The sequence below is a fragment of the Luteimonas rhizosphaerae genome (assembly GCF_002849595.1).
GTDB lineage: Bacteria > Pseudomonadota > Gammaproteobacteria > Xanthomonadales > Xanthomonadaceae > Luteimonas > Luteimonas cellulosilyticus.
On the sequence record NZ_NRQR01000026.1, the window covers coordinates 381,260 to 395,436 of the forward strand.

General features: G+C 71.8%; 13 protein-coding genes. 7 read left to right on the top strand and 6 right to left on the bottom strand.

Going from position 1 to position 14,177, the window contains the following annotated elements; all coding sequences use genetic code 11:
- Positions 1–169: 169 nt before the first annotated feature.
- The 3 genes from CJ022_RS15080 to rarD all read left to right on the top strand — a co-directional run bounded on the left by CJ022_RS15080 (position 170) and on the right by rarD (position 4,429).
- The gene (locus CJ022_RS15080) at positions 170–2,362 is read left to right on the top strand and encodes a carboxy terminal-processing peptidase (protein ID WP_101927426.1); all 2,193 of its coding nucleotides are present in this window, start codon (positions 170–172) and stop codon (positions 2,360–2,362) included.
- A 226-nt stretch (positions 2,363–2,588) separates the two neighbouring features.
- Positions 2,589–3,521 carry a drug/metabolite exporter YedA gene (gene yedA, locus CJ022_RS15085; protein WP_101927427.1) on the top strand — a complete coding sequence of 311 codons (933 nt, stop codon included), beginning with the start codon at positions 2,589–2,591 and terminating at the stop codon, positions 3,519–3,521.
- Complete coding sequence (gene rarD / locus CJ022_RS15090; protein WP_101927428.1) at positions 3,518–4,429, top strand: EamA family transporter RarD; 912 nt, start codon at positions 3,518–3,520, stop codon at positions 4,427–4,429. The genes yedA and rarD overlap by 4 nt, the downstream gene beginning before the upstream one ends.
- A 4-nt stretch (positions 4,430–4,433) precedes the next feature.
- Here rarD and CJ022_RS15095 read toward each other — a convergent pair whose 3' ends face one another.
- Positions 4,434–5,510, bottom strand: a complete 1,077-nt coding sequence (locus tag CJ022_RS15095) for an alpha/beta fold hydrolase (RefSeq protein WP_158238438.1) — start codon at positions 5,508–5,510, stop codon at positions 4,434–4,436.
- A gap of 153 nt (positions 5,511–5,663) precedes the next feature.
- On the opposite strand from CJ022_RS15095, the gene CJ022_RS15100 reads away from it, so the two are divergent.
- Together CJ022_RS15100 and CJ022_RS15105 are read left to right on the top strand one after the other, a co-directional pair.
- Complete coding sequence (locus CJ022_RS15100; protein WP_101927430.1) at positions 5,664–6,677, top strand: XdhC family protein; 1,014 nt, start codon at positions 5,664–5,666, stop codon at positions 6,675–6,677.
- Complete coding sequence (locus tag CJ022_RS15105) at positions 6,674–7,291, top strand: nucleotidyltransferase family protein (protein ID WP_101927431.1); 618 nt, start codon at positions 6,674–6,676, stop codon at positions 7,289–7,291. Before CJ022_RS15100 ends, CJ022_RS15105 begins: the two co-directional genes overlap by 4 nt.
- Before the next feature lie 12 nt (positions 7,292–7,303).
- On the opposite strand, the gene CJ022_RS15110 is transcribed toward CJ022_RS15105, so the two are convergent.
- The 5 genes from CJ022_RS15110 to CJ022_RS15130 all read right to left on the bottom strand — a co-directional run bounded on the left by CJ022_RS15110 (position 7,304) and on the right by CJ022_RS15130 (position 12,201).
- A complete protein-coding gene (locus CJ022_RS15110; RefSeq protein ID WP_101927432.1) occupies positions 7,304–7,612 on the bottom strand; it encodes a hypothetical protein in 309 nt (102 codons plus the stop codon).
- Positions 7,609–8,937, bottom strand: coding sequence for an ABC transporter permease (locus tag CJ022_RS15115; protein WP_101927433.1), 1,329 nt, complete (start codon positions 8,935–8,937; stop codon positions 7,609–7,611). The genes CJ022_RS15110 and CJ022_RS15115 overlap by 4 nt, the downstream gene beginning before the upstream one ends.
- Positions 8,938–8,947: 10 nt before the next feature.
- Entirely contained in the window at positions 8,948–10,114 is a 1,167-nt protein-coding gene (locus CJ022_RS15120; RefSeq protein ID WP_101927434.1) for an ABC transporter permease, read from the bottom strand.
- A gap of 46 nt (positions 10,115–10,160) precedes the next feature.
- Complete coding sequence (locus tag CJ022_RS15125) at positions 10,161–10,850, bottom strand: ABC transporter ATP-binding protein (RefSeq protein WP_101927435.1); 690 nt, start codon at positions 10,848–10,850, stop codon at positions 10,161–10,163.
- A 118-nt stretch (positions 10,851–10,968) separates the two neighbouring features.
- The gene (locus CJ022_RS15130; RefSeq protein ID WP_101927436.1) at positions 10,969–12,201 is read right to left on the bottom strand and encodes an efflux RND transporter periplasmic adaptor subunit; all 1,233 of its coding nucleotides are present in this window, start codon (positions 12,199–12,201) and stop codon (positions 10,969–10,971) included.
- Positions 12,202–12,433: 232 nt separating this feature from the next.
- Between CJ022_RS15130 and CJ022_RS15135 the strand changes: the two genes are divergently transcribed.
- On the top strand, positions 12,434–13,384 hold the full coding sequence (locus CJ022_RS15135) for an ABC transporter ATP-binding protein (RefSeq protein WP_101927437.1): 951 nt from the start codon (positions 12,434–12,436) through the stop codon (positions 13,382–13,384).
- Complete coding sequence (locus tag CJ022_RS15140; protein ID WP_101927438.1) at positions 13,384–14,175, top strand: ABC transporter permease; 792 nt, start codon at positions 13,384–13,386, stop codon at positions 14,173–14,175. Before CJ022_RS15135 ends, CJ022_RS15140 begins: the two co-directional genes overlap by 1 nt.
- Positions 14,176–14,177 lie beyond the last annotated feature (2 nt).

A 14,177-nucleotide genomic window follows, 5' to 3' on the forward strand; every position in this document is an offset into this window, starting at 1 on the left:
ACCGGCCGCATTCGCGGACCGCGGTGGGGGCATTCATGCCCAGGCCAGCCGCGACGCTTAGATTCGAGTTGCACGGGGCATGCAACTTTCGGCACTGTCGAGCCGTCCATTCACGCGACAGGCTCGATCGCATGTCCATGATGCCCGCATCCGCTACCCAGGTACCCGCATGAAAGCTTCCCGCGTCGTTTCCGGCTCCCTGATCGCCCTCGCGCTGGCGGTGCCGCTCGCGCTGATGGCGCGGCCCGATGCCGTGACCGATATTCCGACCACGCCCAACGTCGACCAGGTGTCGGCGTCGAAGCTGGTCTACGGGCTGCTGTCCGACAGCCGCTACGCCTACCGGCCGCGGCCGCTGGATGCGGCGATGTCGGTCGACATCTTCGACCGGTATCTGGAAAACCTCGATGCCGGCAAGCTGTTCTTCACCGCCGAGGACGTCGCGCGGTTCGAGCCGTACAAGGCGGGCATGGGCGGCGCGGTGCGTGATGGCGACATCGCCCCGGCGCTCGAGATCTTCTCGGTCTACAAGGCGCGCGTCGCGGCGCGGTCCGCGTACGCGCGCGATCTTCTGAAGCAGGACATCTTCGACTTCACCGGCAACGACCGCTGGGAGTTCGACCGCGAGGACGTGCCGTGGGCCGCCGACGACGCCGAGCTCGATGCACTGTGGCGCCAGTCGGTGCGCAACGACTGGCTGCGTCTGGAACTGGCCGGCAAGGCGCCCGACGAGATCCGCAAGACGCTCGACCGGCGCTACCTCAACCTCGCCAACACGGTCGCGTCGCTCAACAGCGAAGACGCGTTCAGCAGCTTCCTCAACGCGTACACCGGCTCGATCGATCCGCATACCGACTACTTCAATCCGCGCGCGGCCAAGCTCTTCAACCAGAGCATGTCGCTGTCGCTGGAAGGCATCGGCGCGCAGCTGCAGAAGCAGGACGACGTGGTCGTGATCCGCGAAGTGATTCCCGGCGGCCCGGCAGCGATGAGCAACCGGTTCAAGCCGGGCGACCGCATCGTCGGTGTCGGCCAGGGCACCAACGGACCGATGGAAGACGTCATCGGCTGGCGCATCGACGACGTCGTCGAGAAGATCAAGGGACCGAAGGACACCCAGGTGCGGCTGGACGTGATCCCGGGCGAATCCACGCTCGACAGCGAGCCGGTCCGCATCACGCTGACCCGGGCCCGCGTGCGCCTGGAAGAGCAGGCCGCGAAGGCCGAGACGCTGACCCTGCCGCCGAGCGAAGCCGGCGGCGTGGAGAAGCGCATCGGCGTCATCAAGCTGCCGGCGTTCTACCAGGACTTCGAAGGCCGCCGCAGCCGCGACGGCGAGTACGCGTCGGCGACGCGTGACGTCGCCAAGCTGCTCGAGCAGTTCCGTAACGAGAAGGTCGACGGCGTCGTGCTCGACCTGCGCAACAACGGCGGCGGTTCGCTGACCGAAGCCGTCGAGCTCACCGGTCTGTTCATCGACCAGGGTCCGGTGGTGCAGGTCCGCGAATCCGGTGGCCGCGTCGGCGTGCAGGCCGATCGCGATCCGGGCGTCGCATGGGACGGCCCGATGGCCGTGCTGATCAACCGCGGCTCGGCCTCGGCATCGGAGATCGTCGCCGGCGCCATCCAGGACTACGGCCGCGGCCTGATTATCGGCGAGACCACCTTCGGCAAGGGCACGGTGCAGAACCTGGTCGATCTCGACCGCTGGCCGGCCAATGAGACCAAGCGCTTCGGCCAGGTCAAGCTGACGATCGCGCAGTTCTTCCTGCCCGGTGGCAGCAGCACCCAGAACAAGGGCGTCGAGCCTGACATCCACTTCCCGGTCACGGTCGACGCGACCGAGTTCGGCGAGAGCACCTACGACAACGCGCTGCCTTGGACGCGCATCGCCGCGGTGCCGCACACCCAGTACGGCAATTTCGAATCGCTGCTGCCCAAGCTCAACGGACTGCACGAGACCCGCGTGGCCTCCGATCGCGAATTCCAGTGGTGGGCCGAGGACATCGCCGAGTTCCGCGCCGAGCGCGACAAGGAATACGTGACGCTGAACCTCGAGGAGCGTCGCATCGAGCGCGACCGCCAGGCCGAGAAGCGCCAGCAGCGCCAGGAAGAGCGCAAGGCCCTGGGCCTCGAACTCGACCCGCTGGCCGACGATTCCGACGACGACGGCCTGCAGGCCAGCGAGCGCGCGATCGCCCAGCAGAACCGGCTGGAAAAGGCCGCCGAAGAACGCCCGGATCCGCTGCTGCGCGAGTCCGCGGCGATCCTCGCCGACGCGGTGCGCCTGCTCAACAACGACCGCCAGATGTCGGCGATCGTGTTGCCCGAATCGACCGCGCCGGGTCGCTGGGCGCGCTGATCCGCTGCGCCGTCTGAAGATGAAGCCGCCGCGCGCGATCGCGGCGGCTTTTTTTGTGCGGGGAGGCATGCGCGTGTGCGCGATCGGGCGTCCCCGGTAACGCCCCATCGCGTGAGTGCGCGCCGACAGCAGGACTGCAACAGCACCGTTCCAGCCGTGCAACGCGGCGCGGGCGTAGAATTCCGCTCCCGCCTGCGCGGTCGCCTTTCCTTCTCCCGGAACTCCCATGAGCGTCGCGCCGGTGTCGCGTCCTGCCTCGGTCCTGTCCATCGCGCTCGCGCTGGCGGCGGTCTATCTCGTCTGGGGGTCGACCTACCTGGCGATCCGTTTCGCACTCGAAGGCGGCTATCCGCCGCTGCTTATGGCAGGCGGGCGGTTCCTGGTCGCCGGTGGCCTGATGTACGCCGTGCTGCGGCTGCGCGGCGTGCCCGCGCCGACCTGGCCGCAGTGGAAGAATCTCGCGGCGATGGCCGTGCTGCTGCTCGGCCTCGGCAACGGCATGGTCTGCATCGCCGAGCAGAGCGTGTCGTCGGGGCTGGCCGCGGTCGCGGTGGCGTCGGCGCCGATCTGGATCGCGCTGTTCTCGGTCATGCGCGGCGAGCGGCCCAGCCGCGTCGAATGGCTGGGTCTGGCGATCGGCTTCGCCGGCGTGCTGTGGCTCAACGCGGGCAGCTCGCTGACCGCGACGCCGCAGGGCCTGGTCGCGCTGCTGATCGCGCCGCTGGCCTGGGCGTTCGGGTCGGTGTGGAGCCGTGGCCGCGACCTGCCGTCGCCCTTCATGGCGGCCGGTGCGCAGATGCTCGCCGGCGGCGTGCTGATCCTCGCCGCGGGCTTCGCGGTCGGCGAGCGGCTGACCGAGCTGCCGACGCCGAAGGCGACGCTGTCGGTCGCGTATCTCGCCTCGTTCGGTTCGATCATCGGCTTCACCGCCTACGTGTGGCTGCTGCACAACGTGCGGCCGACGCTCGCCGGCAGCTACGCCTACGTCAATCCGGCGATCGCCGTGCTGCTCGGCGCGTGGCTCGCGGCCGAGCGCTTCAGCGTCCACGACCTCGGTGCGATGGCGGTGATCCTGGTCGCCGTGGTCGCGATCACCCTGGGCCGCGCGAAGGCGAAGGCGCCCGCGCCGGTCGCGGTCGCGGCCGGAGACGACGCGTGATCGACGCCGCGCAGAGCCGCCGCGGCCTGTGGATCGCGGTCGCCGCGTTCGTCATCTGGGGCCTGATGCCGATGTACTGGTATCTGCTGCGCGAGGTGCCGTCGTTGCAGATCGTGGTCCACCGGTCGATCTGGTGCGCGATCCTCGTCGCCGCGTGGCTGACGCTGCGGCAGGGGCGCGGCTGGCTGCGCGAGATCCTGGCGCAGCCGCGGCTCGCCGGCATGCTGGCGATCTCCGGCTGCCTGATCGCCGCGAACTGGGGCCTGTACGTCTGGGCGGTCAACAGCGGCCACGTCGTCGAAGCCAGTCTCGGCTACTTCATCAATCCGCTGCTCAACGTCGTCATCGGCGTCGTGTTCCTGCGCGAGCGGCTGTCGGTGCCGCAGTGGATCTCGGTCGCGCTGGCCGCAGGCGGCGTGCTGTGGCTGACCTTCAACTACGGCAGCTTCCCGTGGATCGCGCTGTGCCTGGCGGGCTCGTTCGCGCTGTACGGCCTGATCCGCAAGTTCGCCGCGGTCGAGGCGGTGCAGGGCCTCGGCGTCGAGAACCTGTTCGTGTTCGGCCCGGCGCTGATCGCGCTGGCATGGTTCGAGACCCAGGGCGGCGGCGGTTTCTTCTCGGCCCGCTGGGGCGGCTGGACCGACGTGCTGCTGGTGCTCGGCGGCGCGCTGACGGCGATTCCGCTGATCTGTTTCGCCTACGCGGTGCGCCGCGTGCCGCTGACGATCGTCGGCCTGCTGCAGTACATCGGCCCGACGCTGCAGCTGCTGCTCGGCGTGTTCTTCTTCGGCGAAGCCTTCGGCATCGATCGCGCGGTCGGCTTCGGCTTCATCTGGGCCGGACTGGTGGTCTTCGCCGTCGACGGCTACCTGCAGGCGCGCCGACGCATCGTCGCCCAGCAGGCCTGACGCGTCAGCGCACCGCCAGCGCGCGATCGGGACAGGTCGCCGACGACGGTGTCCGGTCGAACCAGTCGACGACGACCGGCGCGAGCAGGTCGAGCCGCATCGGCAGGCTCAGATGGTCTTCGCCGGCCAGCTCCAGATAGCGGGCCTGCGGCGCCGCCGCCGCGAGCGCGCGACCGTGCGCGACCGGCACGTGGCGGTCGTCGGCGCCGTGCACCAGCAGCACGCAGGCGTGCACCTGCGCCAGCGCGTTGCCGACGCTGACCCCGTCGAGCGGCAACTGCAGCGTGTCGCCGGCCTGCACGATCGCCGCGTCCAGCAGCGCGGGGTCCACCCGCCAGCGCATCCAGCCCTGGGCGACGCGCGCGGACCAGCCGTCGGCGTCTTCGGTCAGCAGGTGCGGCACCATCGCGCGGATCGCGTCGGCGGCGTTGTCGAAGGATTCGAACGCGACGACGCTTTGGGCGTCCAGGCGCGGATCGGCGGCGCTGAAGATCGCCGTCGCGGCGCCGTAGGACACGCCCAGCAGATGCAGCGGGCCGACGATCTCGCCACGCGCGCGCAGGGCGGCGACGGCATCGACGATGTCCGCCGATTCGCGCGTGCCGTAGCCGGTCGGCGCGTCGCCGGACCGGCCGTGGTTGCGCAGGTCGAGGGTGATCGTGCGGTAGCCGGCTTCGGCCAGCGCCAGCGACCACGGCAGCAGCGAGCCGCCATCCATCATCCAGCCGTGCAGCAGCACGACCGTGCCGCGTGGTGTCGCCGGTGCGGCAGTCGGTGCGGTGAAGTCCAGGTCGAAGTCGAGCGCGTCCGTCTCCACCTGGTCCGGACGGTAGGCGTAGTCGAGCCGGTAGTCGTTCGGATCGAGCGCGCGCCAGAACAAGGCGACGCCGTCGCCGGTCGTCACGTGGCCGGCGCGATGCGGCAGGCGGGCGAACGCGGCGTCGATGCGCGCCGCCGGCAGCAGCGGCGAAGCGCCGGCCGGCGCAGCGAGGTTGCCGGCCAGCGACGAGGCAAGGCCCGGCCACGACGAGAAGCCCGCGACCAGCAGGCAGGCACACAACAGACAGACGGCACGCAACATCGCACAGGCCAGGGATCGAACGGTCGGCCACGGTAGCGACGCGGGTGTCGACGCTCTACCGCGGTTCGATGACGCTTCGATGACAGGCCAGCGACCGTTCAGTGGCAGCCGACGTCGACCGGCGTCCACGATCCGTCTGGCACAGTAGCGCGCATGTCCGATGCCGCCTGTTCTTCCGATGTCGCCGCCGCCGTCGACGACGCGTCCGGGTCCGCCCCCCATGCCGTGATCGGCGCGGCCTGCGCGGCCGCGCGCGCGGGGCGCCCGGCGACGCTCGCGCTGGTGCTCGAAACCGACGGCTCGACCTATGTCGCCGCCGGCGCCGCCGCGTTGTTCGGCCCCGGCACGCGCCAGGTCGGCTGGCTCAGTGGCGGGTGCCTCGAGCCGGAAATCGCGCGCCGCGCCGAGGTCGCCGCCGCCACCGGCCGGCTCGGCTGGATGGAGGTCGATACCCGCGACGACGAGGACATGCTGTCGGGCTCGGCGCTGGGCTGCCGCGGACGCCTGCGCCTGGCGCTGTTGCCGCTGGCCGCGCTCGCCGGCATCGACGCGCCGCTGCAGGCCTGGCAGGACGGACGCACGCCGCTGCAGTGGCGGATCGACGCGCGCGGTACGGTCGCGCTGACGGCCGGCGCCGCGCGCGGCGACTGGACGCTGCCCGCCGATGCGCCGGACTGGCGCGCGTCCGCCCCCTGGACGCTGACCTTCGACGCGCCGCCGGAGCTGCTGGTCTGCGGCGCCGGTCCGGAATCGCCGACCCTGCTGCCCCTGCTGCGCACGCTGGGTTGGAAAACGACGCTGGCCGAGCGCCGCCCGCGCTGGGCCGGCGAGGCGCGCCATGCCGACCGCCATGCCGCCGACGGGGTCGCCGCCGCGTTGCGCGCCGCGCCCGGCTTCGATGCCGCGCTGGTCATGCACCACAACTTCGAACTCGACCGCGATGCGCTGGAACTGCTGGCGACGCACGAGGTGCCCTTCGTCGGCCTGCTCGGGCCGAACCGCCGGCGCGAGGACCTGTTCCAGGTGCTGCCGGCCGAGACGATCCACGCCCTGCGGCCGCGCCTGCGATCGCCGATCGGCCTGAAGCTCGGCGGCCGGGGCGCCGAGGCCATCGCGCTGAGCATCGCCGCGCAGCTGCAGGCCTGGCGCCACGGCGAGGCGGCATGAGCCACGGCCATGCCGCGATCGTGCTGGCCGCGGGCGGCAGCCGCCGCCTGGGACGTCCGAAGCAGCTGCTGCCGCGGGCGGGTGCGCCGTTGCTGCGGCACGTGCTCGACCTCGTCGCCTCGACCCGGCCGCTGCGCGCGGTGCTGATCCTTGGCGGCCATCGGGATGCGATCCGCGCTGCGCTGGGACCGGCGCTGCCGGCGCCGTTCGAGGCGATCGAACACGCGGGCTGGGACACCGGCCTCGCCGGCAGCCTGGCCTGCGCGGCGCGGGCGCTCGCGGATCACGCGGGCCCGGTGCTGATCGTCGGCAGCGACCAGCCCGCGCTCAACGCCCTGCATCTGCGCGCGCTGCTCGACGGCGCAGCGCAGGTCGCGTCGCGGTGCGCGGCCGTGCTGCACGGCGATCGCCCCGGCATTCCCGCGGTCGTGTCGCCCGCGCTGCTGGCGACCGCGGCAGGGCTGCAGGGTGACCGCGGATTCGGCGCCGGGCTGGCGGCATTGCCGGAGGCCGAGCTGTTCCGTCTGCATGCGCCGCTGCTCGGCCACGATCTCGACAGCGAGGACGATGTCCGCGTCGCGATCGCACAGGGCTGGCTCGACGCCGACGCGTGAGGCGGGCGCGGATCAGCCGCGCGCGACGAGCATCCACAGCAGGGCGAGGCTGCCGACGACGGCGATCACCAGCGTGCCGACGCGCCAGCGCTGCGCGCGTGCCCGCAGCCGGCGCACGCGCTCGTCGTTGAGCACGCGTGCCTGCTCGATCAGCGGCGCGGTGCGCTGCTCGGCCTTTGCGTAGATCGCATCCGCGCGCGGCGGATCGGCTTCCGCGCGCAACGCGGCGTGTTCGTAGAGTTCGAACGCGCGCGCCTGCAGGGCCTGGATCTTCTGCGCCAGGTCGGCGTTCGACAGCGTCTGCGGCAGCGGTTCGCTCATGCGGCGCGCAACGCGGTCGTGACCGGCAGCTGCGCCGCGCGCACTGCCGGGAACAGGCCGCCGATGAAGCCGATCGCGAGCGCCCACTTCAATCCGCTCCACAGCAGCGCGGGCGAGACCCGGAACTCGAACGTCACCTGGCCCACGCCGCCGGCCAGCGTCGAGGCGCTGTAGCCGTTGAACACCAGCCACGCGATCGCGCCGCCGAGAATGCCGCCGAGCAGCGCCAGCAGCATCGTCTCCAGCATCACCGCGACCACCACCGGCAGGCCGCGGAAACCGATCGCGCGCAGCGTGGCGATCTCGCGCGCACGCGCGGCGACGGTCGCGAACATCGTGTTGAGCGCGCCGAACACCGCGCCGATCGCCATGATCGAGCCGACGACGATGCCGATGATGCGCAGCACCTTCGACATGCCCTCCGACTGCTTGGCGAAATAGTCCAGCGTGGTGCTGACCGCGACCTGGGTGCGCGGATCGGCTTCCAGCGTCGCCTTGAACGCCTTGAACGCGGACGGGCTGGCCAGGCGCGCGGTGACCGATGCGCGGCTGCTGCCGCGGCGGTAGGTCGTGGCGACGACTTCCGCATCCGCCCAGATTTCCGAGTCCATCGCGTCGTTCGCTTCGAACGCGCCGACCACCTGCCACACGTCCGCGCCCAGCCGCACCGACTGGCCCGGTTCCAGCCCGGCGAACTGGCGGCGCGCGCCCTGGCCGACGACGAGCTCGCGCTTGCCGGTCTCGAACGCGCGCCCTTCGACGATGCGCAGGTTCGGTCGCACCTGCCAGGCCATCTCGCCGACGCCGCGGAACTGCACGCTGCCGTCCTCGTCCGGCGCGCCGCCGCGCACCGGCAGGTTGGCCGCGACGACGAGCTCGGGCGAGGCCAGCGGCCGGCCGTCGGCGTTGCGGGCGATCTCGGGTGCGTCGACGACGGCGGTGACCGTCGCGCGGTCCATGACCGACATGACCTCGGCCGCCGAGCCGCCGCGCAGCACGATCGCCGTCGAGGCGTCGCCGGTGCGGCCGAGCGTGTGCTGGTAACCCTCGGCCATCGACAGCAGCGCGACCAGCACCGCGACCACGCCGGCGATGCCGATGACCACGACCGACGACGCGCCGAGCCGCTGGCCCAGCGTGCTGATGCCGACCTGGCTGACCGACGCCGCCTGCCGGCCGCTGCGGCTGAGCACCATCCACGCCGCGGCGAGCAGGGCCAGCGCCAGCAGCACGTACCACGGCGAGGCGATCCAGATGCCGAGGGCGACGACCAGGCCCAGGACCAGGCCGGCGTTGACGAGCAGCGATTTCAGGAACTTGGGCATGGCGGTCTCCTCAGCGCCCGGCGAGCGCGTCGACGATGTTCAGGCGCATGGCGCGGACGGCGGGCAAGGCGCCGACCAGCAGGCCGATCGCGATCATCAGGCCCAGGCCCAGCAGCCAGCTGTTGGCGGTGATGCCGGGCAGCTGGATCATGCCGCCGCTGCCGGCGGTGACGATCTGGCCCGCGACCGCCGCCAGGCCCAGGCCGACGACGCCGCCGACCAGCACCAGCGTCACCGATTCGGCCAGCACCAGCAGCAGCACGCTGGTGCTGGAGAAACCGATGGTCTTGAGCACCGCGAGTTCGGAGGTCCGTTCGCGCACCGCCTGCGCCATCGTGTTGCCGGTCAGCAGCAGCAGGGTGAAGAACACCGCGCCCATGATCGAGCCGACGATCAGGCCGACATCCGCCATCTGCTTGAGCTGCGAGGCGAACGCGGCGGCCTCGGTCATCGTGCGCGTTTCGTCGGGCGAGTTCATCGACAGCGCGTCGATCGCCTTCGCCGCCCGGTCGGCGCGGCGCACGTCGGACACGCGGCTGACGTACCAGCCGACGTCGCCGTCGACGTAGGGCGTCGACTCCTCGAAGTAGTCGTAGTGCAGCAGCAACAGCTGGTCGTTGAAGCCGCCGGATTCCGCGTCGCGCGGACGCAGGGTGCCGACGATGTCGAAGGACCAGTTCAGGCTGCCGTCGCTGTTGGGGAAGATCGACGACATCAGCGGGATGCGGTCGCCGACCTTCCAGCCGAAGCGCTGCATCAGCTTCTCGCCGACCAGCACGCCGGTGCGGGTGCGCGCGAACGCGTCGCGCTCGGCCGGGTCGACCTCGATTTCCGGATACAGGTCGAGGTAGTTCGACGCGACCGCGAAGCTGAAGATCTGGTTGCGCTCGTTCTGGTACACGCCGCCGAACCAGTTGGCGTAGGTCACCGCCTCGATGTTGTCGACCGCCTCGATGCGTCGGGCCAGCGACATGGGCAGCGTCTCGATGAAGGACAGCCGCGACGAGGTCTGCAGGCGCTGCGCGCCGTCGGCGTTCTGGCCCATCTGGGTGAACGCGACGCGGATGCCGTCGAGCAGCCCGAACAGCAGGAACGCCGCGATGATCGACGCCAGCGTCAGGAAGGTGCGGGTCTTGCGCCGGAACAGCGCCGCCCAGATCAGGTGCAGGTATTTCATGGGATGTCCTGCGGAAGGTTGGCGCGGGAGTGACGGGCTGCGGCGCTCACGCCGCCGCGTCGTGGTCGCCGACCAGCGAGCCCTTGTCGAGGTGCAGCGTGTGGCTGGCGTACTCGGCGGCCTTGGGGTCGTGGGTGACCATGACGATGGTCTTGCCGTGCTCGCGGTTGAGCGTCTGCAGCAGGCCGAGGATGTCCTCGGCCGACTGGCGGTCGAGATCGCCGGTCGGTTCGTCGCAGATCAGCAGCGTCGGGTCGGAGACGATCGCCCGCGCGATCGCCACGCGCTGCTGCTGGCCGCCCGAGAGTTCGTTGGGCTTGTGCGAGGTGCGGTCCGCGAGGCCGACGAGGGTCAGCGCGATCTGCGCGTTGCGCTTGCGCTGCGCACCGCCGAGCTTGGTCAGCAGCAGCGGCAGCTCGACGTTCTTCTGCGCGGTGAGCGCCGGCATCAGGTTGTAGAACTGGAACACGTAGCCGACGTTGTGGCTGCGCCATGTCGACAGCTGGCCGCCGCTCATGCGGTCGATGCGCTCGCCCTTGACCGCGATCTCGCCGCCGGTGGGCGTGTCGAGGCCACCGATCAGGTTCAGCAGCGTCGTCTTGCCCGAGCCCGACGGCCCCATCAGCGCGACGAAGTCGCCCTCGGCGATGTCCAGGTCGACGCCGTGCAGCACTTCGACCTTTTCAGGGCCGCGCTGGTACGTCTTGGTGAGATTGCGGATCGAGACCAGTGCCATGTGCTTCCCCGTCGTTGTGGGCCGTGACGCGCACGGCCGCCGATGTCGTCGCCGCGCCCGGCGCAGTGTGCTGCGATGCCGGCCGGCGCACGCCCCCCGCGCGCCGCTCCGATTCTGCCTACTCCGCGTCGCCCGGCTGCACGCGGGCGCCGTCCTCGAGCGCGTCGTCCGGGTCGAGCACCAGCTCGTCGCCGGCCGCGAGGCCCTCGAGGATTTCCACATTGCCGCCGATCCGCTCGCCCGTGCGCACCGCGCGTCGGACCGCGCGTTCGTCCTCGACGACGAACGCGACGTCGGCGCCGTCGCGCTCGACGATCGCCGCCGCCGGCACGCGCACGTGGCGCGGCGCATCGGCGTCGCCGGCGGGCCGCGCCTGTTCGAGGAAGCTGACCGTCGCGCCCATGTCGGGCACGATCCGCGCGTCCTTGGCGTCCAGCGCGATGCGCACCTTGACCGTCGCCTTGCCGCGGTCGGCGGTCGGCACGATGGCGATGACGCTGCCGGGGATCTTCCAGTCCTGGTAGGCGTTGAGCGTGGTCTCGACCGGCATGCCGGGCTGCACGCGGCCGATGTAGGACTCGCCGACATCGACTTCCACTTCCAGCGACTCCATGTCGACGATGGTGCCGATGCCGGTGCGGGTGAAGCCGCCGCCGGCCGACAGCGGCGAGACGATCTCGCCCGGCTGCGCGGCCTTGGCGACGACCACGCCGGCGAACGGCGCGCGCACCAGAGTGTCGTCGACGCCGATGCCGGAGATGCGCAGCTGTTCGCTGGCGACGGCGGTGTTGCGGCGCGCGGTGGCGAGCTGCGCGCGCAGCGCATCGCGCTGGGCGATGGCCTGTTCGTGCTGCGCCTTGGAGACCAGCTGCTGGCCGACCAGGGTCTGCAGGCGGCTGGCGTTCGCCTCGGCTTCCGCCAGTTGCGCCTGCACGCCGCCGACCTGGCTGCGCGCCGCTTCGAGCTGGGCGACCGACAGGTCGCGGCGCGCATCGGCGTCGATCGGATCGAGCGTCGCCATGATCTCCCCGGCCTCGACATGCTGGCCTTCCTCGATCCGCACCTCGCGCACGCGGCCGGTGATCTTGGCCGACACCGTCGCCATGCGCCGGGCGACGACGTAGCCGCTGGCATCGAGTACCGAGCCGGCCGCGGCGCCGGACGCGGGCGAGGCGACGACGACGGTCTCGACCGGTGTCGCGCGCGGGCCCAGCGCGAGCGCGGCGAGCGCCAGCAGCACCAGTACGGCCAGCGCGATGCCGAGCCCGATCCACAGCCCGCGCCGCGACGGGGGCGGCGGGGCACTGCGGTCGATCCGGAGTTCCTTGAGCAGATCTGCGTGTGTGTTCATCGTTCCATCAGACGGTGCGGACAGGCCGAGTGTGACCGCGGCTCCGGCGCGATTCCAATCCGCCGGACGTCACGCCCGGGCCGGCGGCGCGGTCGGTGCGTGTCGGTGGAGTCTGGCCGCCGGCAGGCCGTGCCGTCATGTGACGTCTGTCATGCGCTTCGGATGACGGCGGCGACTGCCGCGGACGGCCGCCGCGGCCGAGACTGCCGCCATCCCCGACAGGAGCGTCCCGATGTCCGCGAAGCCCGCGTTCCCTGATGCCACGCCGAGACCGCCGCTCGCCCGCCTGCGCGGCGTCTCGCGGACGCGGGGTCGCGTGCGTGCGCTCGACGGCATCGACCTCGCGCTGCCGCCGGGCCAGGTCACCGCGCTGCTCGGCGTCAACGGTGCGGGCAAGACCACGGCGATCGAGATCCTGCTCGGCCTGCAGCCGGCCGACGGCGGCGAGGTCACGCTGTTCGACCGGCCTCCCTCGGACGCCGGGGTGCGCCGCCGGGTCGGGGTGATGCTGCAGCAGGCGCAGCTGCCCGAACGCCTGCAGGTCGGCGAGCTGCTCGCGCTGACGCGCAGTTGGTATCCAGATCCGCGCAGCGTCGCCGACTGCGTCGCCCTGGCGGGGCTCGAGGGGTTGCTCGGCCGCCGCTACGGCCGGCTGTCGGGCGGCCAGCAGCGCCGCGTGCAGTTCGCGCTCGCGCTGTGCGGGCGGCCGCGGCTGCTGTTCCTCGACGAACCGACGACCGGGCTCGACATCGGCGCGCGCCAGCAGGTGTGGCGCGCGATCCGGCAGCTGGTCGCGGACGGCGTCGGCATCCTGCTGACCACGCATTACCTGGAGGAAGCCGAGGCACTGGCCGACCGCGTCGTCGTGCTCGACGCGGGCCGCGTGCGCGCCGACGGCAGCGTCGCGGAGGTGCGCGCGCAGGTCGCCCAGCGCCGCATCCGCTGCACGACGGAGGTGCCGGCCGACCGCGTCGCGACGTGGCCGGGCGTGCGCAGCGCGGCGCGCGTCGACGGGCAGCTCGTGGTCGTGGCCGAGCAGGTCGAGGTCGTGTTGCGCCGCTTGCTGGCCGAGGACGCGGCGCTCGCCGATCTCGACGTGCAGCGCGCCGGTCTCGCCGAGGCCTTCGTCGCGATGACCGCGACGCAGGCGACACCTCAGACCGCACGCGAGGAGACCGCATGATGGACACGACCCCGTTCGCCACCGCGCAGCCCCGCCGCGCCGACGCGCGCGTGCGCCTGTGGCGCTGCTACCTGCTCGAGACACGCTGCGAACTGCTGCGGCTGCTGCGCGAGCCGATGTACGTGATTCCGACGCTGCTGTTCCCGGCGCTGTTCTACGCGATGTTCGGCCTGCTGATGGCCGGGCGCGCCGGCGACGAGGCGGCGCGCTATCTGCTGGCGACCTACGGCGTGTTCGGCGCGATGGGCGCCGGCCTGTTCGGGCTGTCGGTGACGCTGGCGATCGACCGCGAACGCGGCTTCTTCGCCCTGCGTCGCGCGCTGCCGGCGCCGCCAAGCGCGTGGCTCGTCGCGCGGATGCTGATCGCGATGCTCTTCACGCTGGTCATCGTCGCGGAACTCGCCGCGCTGGCCACGCTGTTCGGGGGCGTGACGCTGGCGCCGGCGCAATGGGCGCTGCTGTGGACGGTGAGCGTGCTCGGCGCGTTGCCCTTCTGCGCGATCGGCTTGTACCTGGGCAGCATCGCCAGTGCCAACGCCGCGCCGGCGCTCGTCAACCTGCTGTTCCTGCCGATGGCCTTCCTGTCGGGCCTGTGGCTGCCGTTGTCGATGCTGCCGGACGTGTTCGCGCGGCTGGCGCCACTATGGCCGGCCTGGCACCTGGCGCAGATCGCGCTCGGCGTGGCGGGGCAGACGGGACCGCAGCCGCTGTGGCTGCACCTGCTGGTGCTGACGGTCGTGACGCTGGCCTGCGGCGTGCTCGCGTTGCGCCGGCTGGCGCGGGCGGTCTGAGA